This window comes from Halobellus rufus, from assembly GCF_000739575.1.
Classification (GTDB): domain Archaea; phylum Halobacteriota; class Halobacteria; order Halobacteriales; family Haloferacaceae; genus Haloquadratum; species Haloquadratum rufum.
The window spans coordinates 32354-47190 of sequence record NZ_BBJO01000025.1; the positions used below are offsets into that span (position 1 = coordinate 32354).

The window sequence follows — 14837 nt, forward strand, 5'->3', positions numbered from 1 at the left end:
CGACGCTCACACCCGTCAAGCCGCAGGCTCGTCTCGCGCGATAGCAGCTCTCACAACTCGTAGACCTCGCCGTCGACCGCGAGCGGCTCCTCGAACGCCTCCTCGGCGGGGTAGAAGTGCGCCGTGTGGACGACCCGCGTCTCCGTCGCCGACAGGTCCTCCGCCAGCGCGAGCGCCCCCTCGCGGGTCATGTGCTTCTGGCCGAACGTCCGCGGAACGCCCTTCTCGTCGACGTGCTTCCCGCCGCGGGGGTGGTGCTCGCTCAGCGACGCGGGGACGATGCCGTCGGCGAGGAGCAGATCGGGGTCGTCGAGGACCGCCCGCGACCGGTCGGGGATCCCGTAGCTCGTGTCGCCCGACAGCGACAGCTTCGCGCCGGTCTCGGGGTCCTCGATCGCCAGCCCGTGCAGACGAGCGGCGGGTGGTCGACGGGCACCAGCGTCACCTCCAGGCCGCAGACCTCGAACGGCTCGAACGGCGTCCGCGGGCGAACGGTCACGCGGTCGAGGTAGTCGTACTTCCGCGAGACCGTCTCGGCGACGCTCTCCCCGGTCTTCGGGTCGGTCTCGTCGGCCGCATAGACCGGGAGGTCGTCGAAGAGCCGGTAGGCGTTCCCGAGGCCGTCGAGGTGGTCGAAGTGGATGTGCGTGACGATGCCCGCGTCCGGGAGCGGGACCTCCTGGGTCAGAAACTGGTGTCGGAAGTCGGGGCTGAAGTCGACGAGCAGCGACCCCCCGGTGCGTTCGTTCTCGACGTGAACCGAGAAGCGCGTTCGCTCGACGCCGATGCGACGCGCCTCAGCGCAGGTGTCGCAGTCGCAGCCGACCGTCGGCGTCCCGGTCGTGTCGCCCGTCCCGAGCAGCGTGACCCGCATCGGAGAAACGTGAGAGTGGACGGGTGATAAGCGTGGCCGAAGCGGAGCGCAGAGAGACGGCGCGCCGGCGCGGCGCTCAGTGGTCGTGGGAGTGATCGTGCGCGTGGTCGTGCGAGCCGTCGCCGTCGCCCGCGACGAGCTGTTCGCCGTCGGACATCATATCCATATTCTTGAGGTTGTCGCGCTCCTCGAAGTCCTCGACAGCATCGACGATGTCCTCCTGCGTGAGCGTCATCCGGTCTTCGGTCAGCGCTTCCAACACGGCCTCGCGAAGCACCATTCGGAGGTCCGAGCCCGTGAGCCCCTCGGTTCGTTCGGCGACGGCGTCGGGGTCGAAGTCCTCGATGTCCATCCGGCGGGTGATGATCCGGAGGATGTCCGCGCGCATCTGCCCGTCGGGCTTCGGGAAGTTGACGATCTCGTCGAAGCGCCGCCACGCCGCCGCGTCGAGTTGGTCCGGGTGGTTGGTCGCGCCGATCAGGATCACCTCGTCGCGGATCAGCGAGATGTCGTCGATGCTCTTGAGCAGCGTGTTGACCGCGCGCTTCAGCGCCGCGTGCTCGTCGGAGCGGCGCGTCTTCGCGACGGAGTCGAACTCGTCGATGAAGAGGATACACGGCGAGAGCCGCTTTGCGACCTCGAAGGTCTTCTCGACGTTCTTGGCCGTCTCCCCGAGGTACTGGCTCGTGATCATCGAGAGCTTCACCTCGACGAAGGGCAGGCCGAGTTCGTGGGCCAGCGCGCGAGAGACGGTCGTCTTCCCGGTTCCCGGCGGGCCGACGAAGAGGATCTTCCCGATCTCCCGCAGGCCGATCTCCGCGAGGTACTCGCGGTGTTCGATCGCCTGCATCAGCTTGTGGATCTCGCCCTCCTGATCGCCGGTGAGCACGAGGTCCTCTAAGGTCATCTCGATCTCCTCGGGCGCGCGCACCTGCACGAGATCGAGCATCTCGGCGTCCTCCTCCTCGTCGAAGTACTCCTCCAGCAGGCTGTCGATCCAGACGCGGTCGGCCTGAATCGGCCGGGTCTGCTCTCGCGCCTCGGCGTGGGTGACGTCGACGCCGTCGCGGTCCTCGACGGCGGCCGCGATCGTCGGGTTCGTCTCCAGCCGTTCGCGGTCGGCGCGGTCGAGGAACCACTCGATCGCCATCTCGGGCTGCGTCAGCGAGATGCGGCCCGAGAACTCCTCGCGCTGGGTGAACAGCAGATCGGAGATCGCCTCCCACGGGTGCTCGACGCCGGTCGCCTTCCGCGCGACGCTGTCGGTGACGACGAGCGGTCGCTCGATGCCGACGACGTTCGGCTCGCCGTCGTCCGTCTCGTCGTCGTCGGACGGCTCCGTCCAGAAGACGCGCCGGTACCGCGGCGGCAGATCGTTCTCGTCGAGACTGCGGTTGTCGCTGTATAGATGCGCCGTGAGGAGAAATTCGACGACTTCGAGAGCCCGGTTACTCATCCCAAAGACGTTGCCGTCTCACTCGCATAAGCGCGTCGGAACGTCGCTGCGCCGACGCGAGCGACGGGCGAAAACTCTCGGCGCGCTCTCTCGCGTTCTGCCCCTTTTATGACGACGGCGACGGGAACGAGTAGTATGCCAACACCAGTCATCGCCGCCGCGCACCGCACGCCGTTCGGGAAGGCGGGGGGCGTCTTCGCGGACGTCCGGAGCGAGGACCTCTCCGTCGCGCTGATCGATCACATCCTCGCCGAGACCGAGGTCGATAGCGACGACGTCGAGGACCTGATGTGGGGCGTCGCCCAGCAGCGCGGCGAGCAGGACAACAACGTCGCTCGCGTGATCGCGCTGCTCTCGGAGCTCGGCGAGGGCGTGCCGGCGACGAGCATCAACCGCTGGTGCGCCTCCTCGATGCAGGCGATCATCTCCGCGGCCGACGCCGTCGCCGCGGGGAACCGCGAGTGCGTCATCGCCGGCGGCGTCGAGAGTATGAGTCGCGTCCCGATGGACGGTGACTCCTATCAGCACCTCCACCCGGAGCTCTCCGAGCGGTACAACGTCTTTCAGCTACAGATGGGGATGACCGCCGAGAAAGTCGCCGAGGAGTATGGCGTCTCCCGGGAGGCCCAAGACGAGTACGCGCTGCAGTCCCACCAGCGGGCCGCCGAGGCAACAGAGACGGGGCGCTTCGACGACGAGATCGTCCCCGTCGAGACCGATTCGGGGACCGTCACCGAGGACGAGGGGATCAGACCGGACACGTCGCTGGAAGCGCTCTCGGGGCTCTCCCCGGCGTTCACCGGCGACGGGACGGTCACCGCGGGCAACTCCTCGCAGGTGACCGACGGCGCGGCCGCGACGCTCGTCACCTCGCGGGCGTTCGCCGAGGAACACGGGCTCGACGTCCTCGCAGAGGTGGGCACCAACGCCGTCGCGGGCGTCGATCCGACGGTGATGGGGATCGGACCGGTGCCGGCGACGCGGAACCTCCTCGACCGCGCCGGGCGCGACATCGACGACTACGACCTGGTCGAACTCAACGAGGCGTTCGCGAGCCAGTGCGTCTACGCGCGCCGAGAGCTGGGCGTCGACCCCGAGAAGTACAACGTCAACGGCGGTGCCATCGCGCTCGGGCACCCGCTCGGCGCGTCCGGCGCACGCCTGCCCGTGACGCTGGTCCACGAGATGCGGAAGCGCGACGTCGACCGCGGGCTCGCGACGCTCTGCGTCGGCTTCGGGCAGGGCGCGGCCATCGAGTTCAGTCGGTAGGCAGCGCCGTCGCTATCGATCCGGATTGACTAACTCGATCGCCTCGCGGACTTCCTGTTGCCCGCCGATGATCGTGACGCGGTCGCCGCGCTGGAGCGTGAACTCCCCGTGCGGAACGCGCGTCTCCCCGTCGCGCTGAACGAGCGCGATCAGGCAGTCCTCCGGCAGTTCGGGGCCCAGTTCCCGTATCGGGCGGTCGAGCACTGCCTCGGCGGTCACCTCGACCTCCTGGATGTCGCCGGAGTGGCCGATCTCGGCCATCCACTCCATCATCGAGGGGCGCTCGATGTAGTTGTCCATCGCCTCGGCCGTCGCCCGCGTCGCCGAGATGGTTCGGACGCCGAGTTCCTCGAACGCCTTGGCGTTGTCGGGGTTGTTCACCCGCGCGAGGACGGTTTCGGGCTCGAACTTCGAGCTACTCAGCTGTGCGACGAGCAGGTTCACGTCGTCGTCGCCGGTCGCGCCGACGACGATGCGGGCGTTCTCGGCGCCCGCCGAGCGGAGCACCTCCGTGTCGGTGCCGTCGCCGTGATGGACGGTGAACCCGTCGTTTCGAGCGGTTTCGACGACCGTCTTGTTCTCTTCGACGAGCACTACGTTCTCTCCGCGACCTTCGAGGCGTTCGGCGAGCGACCGGCCCACCTTGCCGCCTCCGATGATGAGTACGCGCATTGGTATGATGTCGAGTTTCTCCGCGATCTGGCGGGCGAACCCGCCCTCGAAGACGACCGTGACGAAGATGACGAGAAAGACGGTCCCGACGAGGAGGTCGGCCGACGCGGTTCGTCCGGCGTCCCGGAGGCCGATCGCGAAGAGCGTCGCGACCGACGCGGGGATGATCCCTCGCGGGCCGACGAGGCTCATGAACCACTTCTCGCCGGTGGTGAATCGGTCTCCCGACGCCGAGACGAACACGAGCAGCGGCCGCAGGACGAGCGCGACGATACCGGCGACCAGCAGCCCGCGGAGTCCGATCGTCACGAGCACGTCGAAGCGCAGCAGCGCCGCGAGCGCGATGAAGACGAACGAGAGGACGACGAGCGTCACGTCGCCTTTGAACGCCGAGATCTCGTCTTCGTACGGAATGTCGGCGTTGCCGAGGATGATCCCCGCGGTCGCGACGGCCGCGACCCCCGCCTCCGTCGCGATGGTGTCGGCCGCGCCGTAGGCGACGAGCGCGCCCGCGAGGACGAGCAATCGAGCGTTCCGGGGCGCGTTCCCCGGCGAGAGGTCGACGTATCGGAGGCTGTAGATCAAAAGCCCCGCGACGATACCGCCGACGACGACGCCGACGCGAGCCGCTCGGCGAACAGCGTCAGGAGCGAGAGCGGATCGTCGATCCCCACGTTGATCGCGGTGAAGATGACGACCGCGAGGATGGCCGCTGTCACGTCGTTGACGATGCCCTCGGTCTCTAAGGCGGCCGCCACGCGGTCGCGAGTGGGAACCACGTCGAGGATCGGCGTGACGACCGTCGGCCCGGTCGCGACGAGGAGCGACCCCACCAGAAAGGAGATGTCCCACGGGGCGCTCAGCAGGAAGTGGACGGCAACAGTGGTCCCCACGAGCGCGATCGCCGCGCCGAACGTGATGAGCTTCAGCGTCGCTGCCGGGGCCTCCCGGAGCTTCTCGGCGCGGAGGTGGAACGCGCCCTCGAAGACGATGATCGCCACCGAGAGGCCGACGATCGCCCCCAGCGCGTTCCCGAACGAGTCGGGGCCGACGACGCCGAGCACTTCCGGCCCGAGCAGGACGCCGGCAGCGATCAGGAAGACGACGCTCGGGATCTGAAACCGGTCCGCGAGGATCTGCGCGATCACGCCGATGCCGATGATCGCCGCCACGATCGGGAGCAGGTACCCGCCACCAGCCGCGGCCACTATCGATCCTCCATACCTCTGTTTCGGGGAGGCGACGCAGTATAAAACTACGCTTCACGGGGAAGCGAACGTCGGTGGCGTCTGGCGATACACCGGCGTCTGACCGGTCCCGTCGTCGGCACCTACGAGTCGTACAGCATCTCGATCTGATCGGCGTAGCGGTCCAGGATGTTTCGCCGCTTCTTCTTCATCGTCGGCGTGAGCGTGCCGTCGTCCTCGGAGAACTCCTCGGAGAGGACGCGGAACTGCTTGATCTGCTCGTAGGACTCGAACTCCTCGTTGACGGCGTCGACCTCCTGTTGGATGCGGTCGCGGGCGCGCTCGTCTCTGACGACGTCCGCGGGGTCCTCCGGCAGGTCGATCCCCTCGCGTTCCGCCCACGCACGGAGGCCCTCGAAGTTGGGAACGAGGAGCGCGGAGACGAACTTCCGGCCGTCGCCGAGGACGAGACACTGCTCGACGACAGAACTCGACGCAAAGGCGTCCTCTATCGGTCCCGGGGCGACGTTCTTGCCCGTCGAGAGCACAAGTAGCTGCTTGGCCCGCTCGCGGAACCGGAGGTAGCCGTCGGCGTCGCGCTCGACGATGTCGCCGGTGCGGAACCAGCCGTCCTCGGTGAACGCCCGCGCCGTTTCCTCCGGGCGGTTCCAGTACCCCGCGGTGACGTTCGGACCGCGGACGAGCAGTTCACCGACCTCTCCGGCGGCGCCGACGTCCTCGGCGACGATCGAGGCGTCGAGTCTGACGTCGACGTCGACGACCGGCGGCCCGATCGTGCCGATCCGCGGGGCCTCAGGCGGGTTCGCGGCGACGACGGGCGACGTCTCGGTGAGGCCGTAGCCCTCGAGGATCGGCAGGCCCATCGCGTGGTACAGGCGGCAGAGTTCCGGCGAGAGGCTGCCGCCGCCGCTGATGAGGAAGTCGACCCGCCCGCCGAGCGCCTCCCGGACCTGTCGGAAGACGAGGCGGTCCGCGAGCCGGTGTTTCGCCGACAGCAGCGGTCCGGGGTCCGCAGCCGACTGGTGCGCGCGGCCGACGCCGACGGCCCACTCGAAGATCCGACGCTTCACCCCCGACTCCGAGGCCTGCGCTCGGATCGCGTCGTAGAGCTTCTCGTAGACGCGCGGGACCGACGTCCCCACCGTCGGCCGGACCAACCCGAAGTCCTCCCGGAGCGTGTCGGGGCTCTCCGCGTAGGCGACGGTCGCCCCGGCGGCGAACATCAGATAGTGGCCCGCGAGCCGCTCGAAGACGTGCGCGAGCGGGAGGAACGACAGCGTCGTGGCGTCCGGAGAGATGGCACCGACGTCCCGATCGGGACGTGGCCCGAACCGCCGGTAGCACTGGTCGACGTTCGACCGGAAGTTCCGGTGAGTCAGTTCGACGCCCTTCGGCTGGCCGGTCGTCCCCGAGGTGTAGATGAGCGACGCGAGGTCGTCGACGTCGCGCGCGGCGAGCCACGACTCGACGTCGGCCTCGTCGAAGGCGGCCGCGCCGCGAGCGTAGACGTCGCCGAGCGAGTGAATGTCCTCGCGGTCCCGGACCGCGCCGGCCATCCCGCTCCCGTCGGGGATCTCGTCGATCACAACGACGAACTCAAGATCGAGGTCGTCCTCGACGGCGAGGACGCGCGAGAGCAGTTCGGCGTTCTCGACGACGACCCCGCTCGCGCCGGGGTCCGAGAGGAGATACCGGACCTGCGACTCCGAGGAGGAGGTGTAGACGGTCGTGACCACGCCGCCGAGCGTGAGCAGCGAGAAGTCGGTCTGGGCCCACTCCATCCGTGTGTCCGAGAGGATGCCGATCCGGTCGCCGGGGCCGACGCCGAGGTCGTCGAACCCGGCCGCGAGGCGTCTGACGAGGTCGCGCATCTCGGCGTACGTGAGGTCCGCGTACGCGCCGTCGGGGGCGGCCTCGACGGCCCCCTGCGCGGCGAGCGATCGGTCGTAGACGCCGCCTTTGTACCGCTGGGCGACGTTCGCGGCGTTTCTCGCCGCGCTCTCCTCGAACATCCGAGCGAGCGTCGTCTCGCCGAGGACGTCGTCGTCGAACGCCGCTTCCGCGTCCCGCCAGTTCATAACCCACCCAGACGCCGGCGCGAATTAAATCTACAGTCCTTCGGGAGTTTTCAGTTTTCCCGCGTTGAACTCGGAGACACCGCCGGAGAGTTTGCTCCCGCGGCGGGGCGGGCGAACGCGGCGCGGCCGCCGGTCGGTCACAGCCCGAACCGAAGCAGCCACAGCGTCGCCATCCCGGCGACGATCGTCGCGAAGACGTCGTCGAGGTACCACGTGACCGCCGCGGCGACGAGGCCGGCGAGGAGTCGCTCGTTGCCGACGACCGCGATCGACCCCGTGGGCGCGACGAACGCGGGAGCCACGAGCGCGGCGAACACCGCCGGCGGGACGAACTGGAGCGCGTGCATCGCCCGGTCGGGAACCTCGTCGATGCGGCCGAACAGGTGGATGAACGACGCGCGGATTCCGAACGTGAGCACGCCGAGCGCGACGATCGCGCCCCACACGCCGAGCGGACCGTACTCGGCGGCCATCAGTGCCCACCTCCCGGCTCTCGCTCCCGCGTCGACGTCGCGAGCACGGTGTCGGCTACGACGCCCGCGAGAACGCCCGCCAAGCCCCCGAGGATGAGCCCGAGATCCAGGGGCACCGCGAAGACGTCGCCGGCGACCGCGACCCCGCCGCCCACGAGCGCGGCGATCGCCTTCGGTTTCGTGGTGATCGCGGGGATGAGCAGGCTGAGGAACACCAGCGGCACGGCGAAGGCGAGGCCCCACGAGTCGGGGACGCGCGCACCGACGACGATCCCGAGGACCGTACAGCACTGCCAGACGATCCACAGCGACACCCCCACGGCGAGGTAGTAGCGGCGTCGCTCGCGCGGGTCCAGTTCCGCCTCCGCGTCCGTGTAGCGCGCGATCGAGAGCGCGTAGGCCTGATCGGTCAGCACGTACGCGCAGATGGACTTCCACGCCGAGCGCAACGCGCGGAAGTGCGGCGCGATCGACGCCGAGTACATCAGCATCCGGAGGTTGATGACGACCCCCGTCAGGACGACCACGAGCAGTTCGGCATTGCTGCCGAGGAGGTCGATGGCGGCCAACTGCGACGCCCCCGCGAAGACCACGACTGACAGCCCGACGGCCTGCAGCGGCGTCAGCCCCGCGTCGATCGCGGCCGCGCCCGCCACGAGGCCGAAGGGGGCGACCCCGATCAAGAGCGGGGCCACGTCGCGGACGCCCCGACGAACCTCGGGAGGGAGACGAACGAGAGACACGGAGACGCGTTCACCCCGCGACGAGTAAACCGATGCGGTTTGCAGTCGGGCGGTCGACCGGCACGCGAGCAGGATAGCCCGGGTGGGACTGGAAGGGGCCGCCTTCGTCGAGAACGCGGGGGCTTCCGACGTCCGCTCGGGAATCGCTCCGGTTCAATCTCGATATGGGTGCGACACGACTAACTACCTCACACAAGAAGACCAGGGTATGTCGAACGACGCGCAGTCACAGGCCGGGACGGCCGAGGGGCAGGGCCCCGTCGAGATCTCTATCGACGTCGCCCGGCAGATGCAGGAGAAGCGCGAGGAGCTCTTCGCGGAGTTCGAGATCCGCGACGAGTTCCCGCCGGCGGTCCGCTCGGAGGCGAAGTCCCGGACCGAGGACATCCAATCGGAGATCGAGGACGAGCTCGAGCACCGTCAGGACCTTCGCGACCTCACGACGTGGACGACCGACCCGATCGACGCCCAGGACTTCGACGACGCGCTCAGCATCCGCGAGAACGAGGAGACGTACACCCTGTGGGTCCACATCGCCGACGTCACCCACTACGTCCACCCCGATTCGGAGATGTGGGCAGAGGCCGTCGAGCGCGGCAACACCGTCTACCTCCCGGGCTATACGGTTCACATGCTCCCGCCGGTGCTCGCCGAGACCGTCTGTTCGCTCGTCCCCGAGGAGGACCGACTGGCCCACACCGTCGAGATGGAGATCAAGAAGGACACGCTCTCGTTCGAGACCGTCGACATCTACAAGTCGGTCATCCACTCGAACGAGCGGCTGACCTACACGCAGTGTGAGAACCGTCTCGACGACCCCGACGCGCCGCTGCACGAGGAGAACGCGCTCGTGTACGAACTCGCCGACCAGCTCCACGAGCAGCGCAAGGAGGACGGCTCGCTGGTGTTGAACCCGAGTCGCGACCGCGCGCACACGATCATCGAGGAGTGTATGCTGAAGGCCAACAAGGCCGTCACGCACGAGTTGATGTGGAACCGCGGCGTCGAGGCGATGTACCGCGTCCACCCGCAGCCGACGCCCGATCAGTGGGACGAGGCCCTCCGGGAGATCACCGAACTCGACGGCGTGAACATCTCCGGGGCGTCGTGGGACGACCCCCGGAAGGCCGTCAACGACGCCCTCGAGAACTCCGACTCGCGGGCGCTCAACAAGATCCAGCGCGCCGTGCTGAAGGTGATGCCCCGCGCGAAGTACATGAACGACCCTTCGGGGGCCACTACGCGCTGAACTTCGACATCTACGGGCACTTTACGTCACCCATCCGGCGGCTCTCCGATCTGATCAACCACTGGATCGTCCACGAGAACGACGTCCCCGAGGACCTCGTCGAACTGTGCGACCGCGCCTCCGAGCGCCAGAAGGACGGCGAGACCGCCGAACGGCTCTACAAGCAGTTCCTAGAGGAGGTCCACCTCGACCCCCACGCGGTCAACAACCGCGGCGTCGTCACCGTCGACGAGGACGGGAACGTAGTCAACGAGAAGGGGCTGCCGCCGGAGCAGATCGACCTGCGCGAAGACTGACGCTGCCGCAGGGAACCGGCGGTAGAATGCCGTACCGACGCATGCTCTCCTCGACTCGCGAGGGAGACTCGTTGTTCTCAGTGCTTGTGCGTGAAGAGGAGCACCTCGTCCTCGTGGGTCGTCACGCACAGATCGAGCAGCATACTGAGTTCGAGGCTGTTGTACTCGTCCTCGCAGATGACCAGGTCGTCGAACGGGTCACCGCACGCGGGACAGGCGATGCTCACGGTGTTCCGGTACGTCGTCACCCCGCCGGCCGACTCGTGCGGCGTCAGCGACGAGGTGAGTTCGTCGTACTCGCTGTCCTCCATCGTCCCCACGAAGGAGGCGATCCGTCATAATTCTACTCCTCGGACGGGTCCGTTCGCGGCGGACAGACGCCCTCCCGCGGCGGCGAGACCGTCGCAGTGGCGACGCCGACGAGGAAGCCCGCCGCGTGGCCGACGTTGATAGTCGCGGGGGCGGAGAGCGCGACCGCGAGGAGCGTCTCGACGCCGACGAGCGCGACCGCACAGACGCCGAACAGCACCGCGAGCAGTTCGAGATCGGTCACCCGTCCGTGCCGCGGCAGGTGGGCGACCGCGAACCCGCCGGCGGCGAAGACGACGCCGCTGATGCCGTAGACGGCGACGTAAGACCCCGCCGAGAAGAGGGCGTTCCAGCCGACGAGCGCGAGGATCGAACCGACCGCCGCGAGCGCGACCATCGCGACGAACCGACCGCGGGGGAGGTGGACCTCGGCGACCCGGCCGAACACGAACAGCGTGAGCACGTTGGGGACGACGTGCGTCAACCCGCCGTGCAGGAGCGGTGCCAGCGACCACGCGAGCCACGGCGCGCGGACGTAGACGTAGTTCGTCGTCTCGAACACCGACGAGACGTCCCACAGAGCGGCTTGGGCCGCCTGCACGGCGTAGACGCCGCAGACGACGATCGCGAGGAGGTCCGTGAGCGGCGCGGCGAGCGCTCGGTGCTGGGAGACCAACGGCCGCACGCCCCGCGCGAACGGCGTCAACACGTTCGCAGCCGTGACTCGCCGCATCGTCGGGTACTCCGCCGTCGATCGATATGAGTGCTTGGGCGAGTCCGGCGAGAGTTTATCACCGAAGGGGAGGCCAGCGTCGCCGTGACGTGAGTTCGATCCCGCGTCGGGACGCAGTTGACCGACACGTCGACGCGGGGAACCGACGGCCACGGGGACGTCGTCGACACGGGTGTCGGCTGTTCGCTACTTCGGGATTCTGCCGAGTCGCGGCGGTCCAGTGATCGCACGACCCGCCGGATTCATACTCCGTCACCGAGAGTGAGGGGACGTGCGACTCGTACAGGTGATGGTGCCGACCGGGAAGCGGGAGGCGGTCCTCGACGTGCTCAACGACGAGGACGTCGATTACGCGGTCTCCGACGAGACCAGCGGCCGCGACTACGCCGCCGTCGTCACGTTCCCGCTGCCGACGGCCGCGGTCGAGCCGACGCTCGAGAAGCTCCGCGGCGTCGGGATCGAACGCGACGCCTACACCGTGGTTGTCCAGGCCGAGACCGTCGTCTCCGAGCGCTTCGAGGCCTTGGAGGAGCGCTACGAGAGCGAGGAGGAGGAGAACGGCAACGGCGACCGAATCGCCCGTGAGGAACTCGTCGCCCGCGCGGACGAGATGGCTCCCACGGTGCGGCCGTACGTGTTGATGACCGCGGTGAGCGCCGTCGTCGCCACCGCCGGGCTCCTCCTCGATTCCCCCGCGGTGGTCGTCGGGTCGATGGTGATCGCGCCGCTGATCGGCCCCGCGATGGCGGCGAGTGTCGGGACCGTCGTCGACGACAGCGAGCTGGCGCTCCGCGGGGTCAAGCTCCAGGCCCTCGGAGCCGTACTGGCGGTCGGAGCGGCCGCGCTGTTCGCGGTCTTGGTCCGGGTGACGAACGTCGTCCCGCTCACCGCAGAGGAGGTGTTCGCGATCGGTGAAGTGAGAGAGCGGCTCGCGCCCGACGTGCTCTCGCTGGTCATCGCACTCGGTGCGGGAGCAGCGGGAGCCGTCTCGCTCGCCTCGGGCGTCTCCTCGGCGCTCGTCGGCGTGATGATTGCCGCGGCGCTCGTCCCGCCGACGGCCGTCGTCGGCATCGGAATCGCCTGGGGCGAACCGCAGTCGGTGATCGGTTCGGCCGTCCTCGTGCTCGTGAACATCCTCGCGATCAACCTCGTCGCGCTGGTCGTCCTCTGGCGGATGGGCTACCGACCGAAGCTCTGGTTCCGCGAGGACGAGGCACGCTCGGCGACGATCAAGCGCGTCGCCGCACTCGCAGCGGTCCTGCTCCTCCTCACCAGCTTGCTCGGGGCCTTCACCTACAGCTCCTACCGCACGGCCGACTTCGAGAGCGACGCGACCGCCGCGATCGAGTCGGAGCTGCCCCCCGAGGCGACGCTCCTGAACCTCGACGTGACCTACGAGGGGTTCCCGCTACAGACGCCGCAGACGGTCGTCGTGACCGTGGGGTATCCCCCTTCGTCGTCGCCGCCGCCCGTGGCCGAACGCATACGCGACCGAGTGAGCGCACTCGCCCCGGAGCCGCTGGGACTGTTCGGCGAGGCTGACGTCCGCGTGGAGGTCAGATACGTCGGCGTCGAACGTGCCAACGGGTGAACCACGCGCTCCGGGCGGCGGGGCGGATCCACCGATCCGCGGAAACGCAAAGAGTCGCTTGTGTCAAGCGTGCGTTGAATACCGATGCCGACGAACGGTAAGGTATGAACCGCCGAATTGGTCTCGCGACGATCGCAATCGCAACGCTCGTTCTCCTCGCCGGCTGTAGCGCACCGCTACAGACGACCGCCGGAGGCGCGGAGCCGACAGAGAACGTTCGAACGATCTCCACGAGCGGCAGCGGCGAAGTGTCCGCCGACGCCGACCTGGCCGTCGTGACCGTCGCGGTCACAGCCCGGGAAGACACCGCCAACGCCGCCCGCGAGGAGGTCGCAGCGAGCGCGTCGACGATGCGTGAGGCACTCCGCGAAACGGGCGTCGACGACGACGCGGTGACGACAGAGAGCTACCGGATCCGGCCGGTCACGGAGCCGAGCCCGGAGCGCGACGAGCGCGAGATAACCGGCTACGAAGCCGTCCACACCTACCGGATCGAAACCACGCCCGACGAGGCCGGCACCGTCGTCGACACCGCGATCGGAAACGGGGCCAGCGAAGTGTACGGCGTGAGCTTCACGCTCAGCGACGACCAGCGCGCAGAGCTTCGCGAGCAGGCGCTCGAACGGGCGATGGACGCCGCACGAACCGACGCCGACGCCATCGCCGGGGCCGCCGATCTGACAGTCACGGGCGTCCAGTCCGCCTCCACCGGTGGCGGCTACTCGCCGGTCTACGAGATGCGCGCGACCGCCGCCGACAGCGGCGGCGTCCCGACCGAGTTCGACGCCGGGTCGGTGACCGTCTCGGCGACGGTCGACGTGACGTTCACGGCAGCCGAAGCGTAACGCGGGAACCGAACGAAACGCGTAGAATCGCCGCTATTCCTGCCGCGACGGCGGGATATCTGGCTCCCAGCCGACGGCTTCGACCGCCGCGTCGAGCACGTCGTCGACGCCGTCGCCGGTCTCGACGCTCATGTGCAGGTCGGCCTCGACGTCGCGGGAGCGGTCGCTCTTGTTGTTGACGGTGAGCACCGGGACGTCGCGTTCGCGGAACCGCGCCTCGACGGCGTCGCGCAGTTCCAGTTGCGCCTCCAGGGGATAACCACAGGCTTCGCTGGCGTCGAGGACGAACACGACGGCGTCCGCGAGGTGTTCGATCGCGCTGACGGCCTGCCGCTCGATGTCGTTGCGTTCGTCTTCGGGACGGTCGAGCAGCCCCGGTGTGTCGATGATCTGATAGCGCACCCGGTCTCGGTCGAAGTGACCGACGTGGACGCCCTTCGTCGTGAAGGGGTACCGCGCGATCTCGTTTTTCGCGCGGGTGACGCCGTTGACGAACGAGGACTTCCCGACGTTCGGGTAGCCTGCGACGACGATGGCCGGTTCGTCCGTGCGGATGTCCGGCAGCGTCTTCAGCGCGTCGCGGGTCTCGCCGATGCGTTCGAGGTCGTCGGCGACGTCCTCGACGAGGTCGGCCATCCGGGCGAACGCCTGCTTGCGGTGTTTGCGAGCGGTTTCGGGCTCGGTCTTCCGAAGCTTCGGTTGGTACTCCCGCTTGATCTCGTCGATCTGTCGACTCGTCCACGTGACCCGAGAGAGGCTCTGTCTGAGTTCGTCGACGTCGACGATCGCGTCGGCGAGTTCGTAGTAGAACGGGTCGACCGTCTCGAAGTCGGGCCACTGCGTCACGACGTTCTCGAGGTTGTCCGAGAGGATCGAGGAGGACGTCTGGAGCATCGACTGTTGGGCCTCCAACCCGGACTTCGCGCGCCCCGCGCGCGCGGCCCGCGAGAACGCCTTGTCGATAAGTTCCTCCGACCGGGGTGTCGTCGGAAGAGACTCGAAAATCATATTGGCATCTCTACTCGGCCGAACCGTAAAAAC

Annotated in this window: 10 protein-coding genes and 3 pseudogenes; 4 read left to right on the top strand and 9 right to left on the bottom strand. The window is 68.3% G+C overall.

From position 1 onward, the window contains the following. Window positions 1-50: 50 nt before the first annotated feature. Both ACP99_RS10990 and ACP99_RS10995 read right to left on the bottom strand, forming a co-directional pair. Window positions 51-874 (bottom strand): annotated as a pseudogene (locus ACP99_RS10990) (MBL fold metallo-hydrolase). Between the two features lie 76 nt (window positions 875-950). Beyond that, on the bottom strand, window positions 951-2330 hold the full coding sequence (locus ACP99_RS10995) for an ATP-binding protein (RefSeq protein WP_049986654.1): 1380 nt from the start codon (window positions 2328-2330) through the stop codon (window positions 951-953). A 135-nt stretch (window positions 2331-2465) separates the two neighbouring features. Between ACP99_RS10995 and ACP99_RS11000 the strand changes: the two genes are divergently transcribed. Then, the gene (locus ACP99_RS11000; RefSeq protein WP_049986655.1) at window positions 2466-3599 is read left to right on the top strand and encodes a thiolase family protein; all 1134 of its coding nucleotides are present in this window, start codon (window positions 2466-2468) and stop codon (window positions 3597-3599) included. A 12-nt stretch (window positions 3600-3611) separates the two neighbouring features. Here the strand turns inward: ACP99_RS11000 and ACP99_RS11005 are convergent. The 4 genes and pseudogenes from ACP99_RS11005 to ACP99_RS11020 all read right to left on the bottom strand — a co-directional run bounded on the left by ACP99_RS11005 (window position 3612) and on the right by ACP99_RS11020 (window position 8773). Continuing rightward, window positions 3612-5479 (bottom strand): annotated as a pseudogene (locus ACP99_RS11005) (cation:proton antiporter domain-containing protein). Window positions 5480-5601: 122 nt separating this feature from the next. Beyond that, window positions 5602-7557 (bottom strand): AMP-dependent synthetase/ligase, encoded by a 1956-nt coding sequence (locus tag ACP99_RS11010; protein ID WP_049986656.1) that lies wholly within the window; start codon window positions 7555-7557, stop codon window positions 5602-5604. Between the two features lie 137 nt (window positions 7558-7694). After that, a complete protein-coding gene (locus tag ACP99_RS11015) occupies window positions 7695-8030 on the bottom strand; it encodes an AzlD domain-containing protein (protein ID WP_049986657.1) in 336 nt (111 codons plus the stop codon). Then, window positions 8030-8773 (bottom strand): AzlC family ABC transporter permease, encoded by a 744-nt coding sequence (locus ACP99_RS11020; RefSeq protein WP_049986658.1) that lies wholly within the window; start codon window positions 8771-8773, stop codon window positions 8030-8032. The genes ACP99_RS11015 and ACP99_RS11020 overlap by 1 nt, the downstream gene beginning before the upstream one ends. 208 nt (window positions 8774-8981) lie before the next feature. Between ACP99_RS11020 and ACP99_RS11025 the strand changes: the two are divergent. Further along, a pseudogene (locus ACP99_RS11025) lies at window positions 8982-10318 on the top strand (RNB domain-containing ribonuclease). A gap of 77 nt (window positions 10319-10395) precedes the next feature. On the opposite strand, the gene ACP99_RS11030 reads toward ACP99_RS11025, so the two are convergent. Both ACP99_RS11030 and ACP99_RS11035 read right to left on the bottom strand, forming a co-directional pair. After that, window positions 10396-10629 carry a DUF7385 family protein gene (locus ACP99_RS11030; RefSeq protein ID WP_049986659.1) on the bottom strand — a complete coding sequence of 78 codons (234 nt, stop codon included), beginning with the start codon at window positions 10627-10629 and terminating at the stop codon, window positions 10396-10398. 32 nt (window positions 10630-10661) lie between these two features. Next, on the bottom strand, window positions 10662-11360 hold the full coding sequence (locus tag ACP99_RS11035; protein ID WP_156105687.1) for a rhomboid family intramembrane serine protease: 699 nt from the start codon (window positions 11358-11360) through the stop codon (window positions 10662-10664). 271 nt (window positions 11361-11631) lie between these two features. Between ACP99_RS11035 and ACP99_RS11040 the strand changes: the two genes are divergently transcribed. Then, complete coding sequence (locus tag ACP99_RS11040; RefSeq protein WP_197052437.1) at window positions 11632-12951, top strand: TIGR00341 family protein; 1320 nt, start codon at window positions 11632-11634, stop codon at window positions 12949-12951. Between the two features lie 104 nt (window positions 12952-13055). Further along, window positions 13056-13796, top strand: coding sequence for an SIMPL domain-containing protein (locus ACP99_RS11045; RefSeq protein ID WP_049986662.1), 741 nt, complete (start codon window positions 13056-13058; stop codon window positions 13794-13796). A 33-nt stretch (window positions 13797-13829) separates the two neighbouring features. Here the strand turns inward: ACP99_RS11045 and ACP99_RS11050 are convergent, their stop codons facing one another. Beyond that, window positions 13830-14804, bottom strand: a complete 975-nt coding sequence (locus tag ACP99_RS11050; protein WP_049986663.1) for an NOG1 family protein — start codon at window positions 14802-14804, stop codon at window positions 13830-13832. Between the last annotated feature and the right edge of the window lie 33 nt (window positions 14805-14837).

Bases quoted from the DNA above. Each gene is read 5' to 3' on its own strand.
- ACP99_RS10995 (WP_049986654.1), bottom strand. From the start codon at position 2,330: ATGAGTAACCGGGCTCTCGAAGTCGTCGAATTTCTCCTCACGGCGCAT.
- ACP99_RS11000 (WP_049986655.1), top strand. From the start codon at position 2,466: ATGCCAACACCAGTCATCGCCGCCGCGCACCGCACGCCGTTCGGGAAG.
- ACP99_RS11010 (WP_049986656.1), bottom strand. From the start codon at position 7,557: ATGAACTGGCGGGACGCGGAAGCGGCGTTCGACGACGACGTCCTCGGC.
- ACP99_RS11015 (WP_049986657.1), bottom strand. From the start codon at position 8,030: ATGGCCGCCGAGTACGGTCCGCTCGGCGTGTGGGGCGCGATCGTCGCG.
- ACP99_RS11030 (WP_049986659.1), bottom strand. From the start codon at position 10,629: ATGGAGGACAGCGAGTACGACGAACTCACCTCGTCGCTGACGCCGCAC.
- ACP99_RS11035 (WP_156105687.1), bottom strand. From the start codon at position 11,360: ATGCGGCGAGTCACGGCTGCGAACGTGTTGACGCCGTTCGCGCGGGGC.
- ACP99_RS11045 (WP_049986662.1), top strand. From the start codon at position 13,056: ATGAACCGCCGAATTGGTCTCGCGACGATCGCAATCGCAACGCTCGTT.
- ACP99_RS11050 (WP_049986663.1), bottom strand. From the start codon at position 14,804: ATGATTTTCGAGTCTCTTCCGACGACACCCCGGTCGGAGGAACTTATC.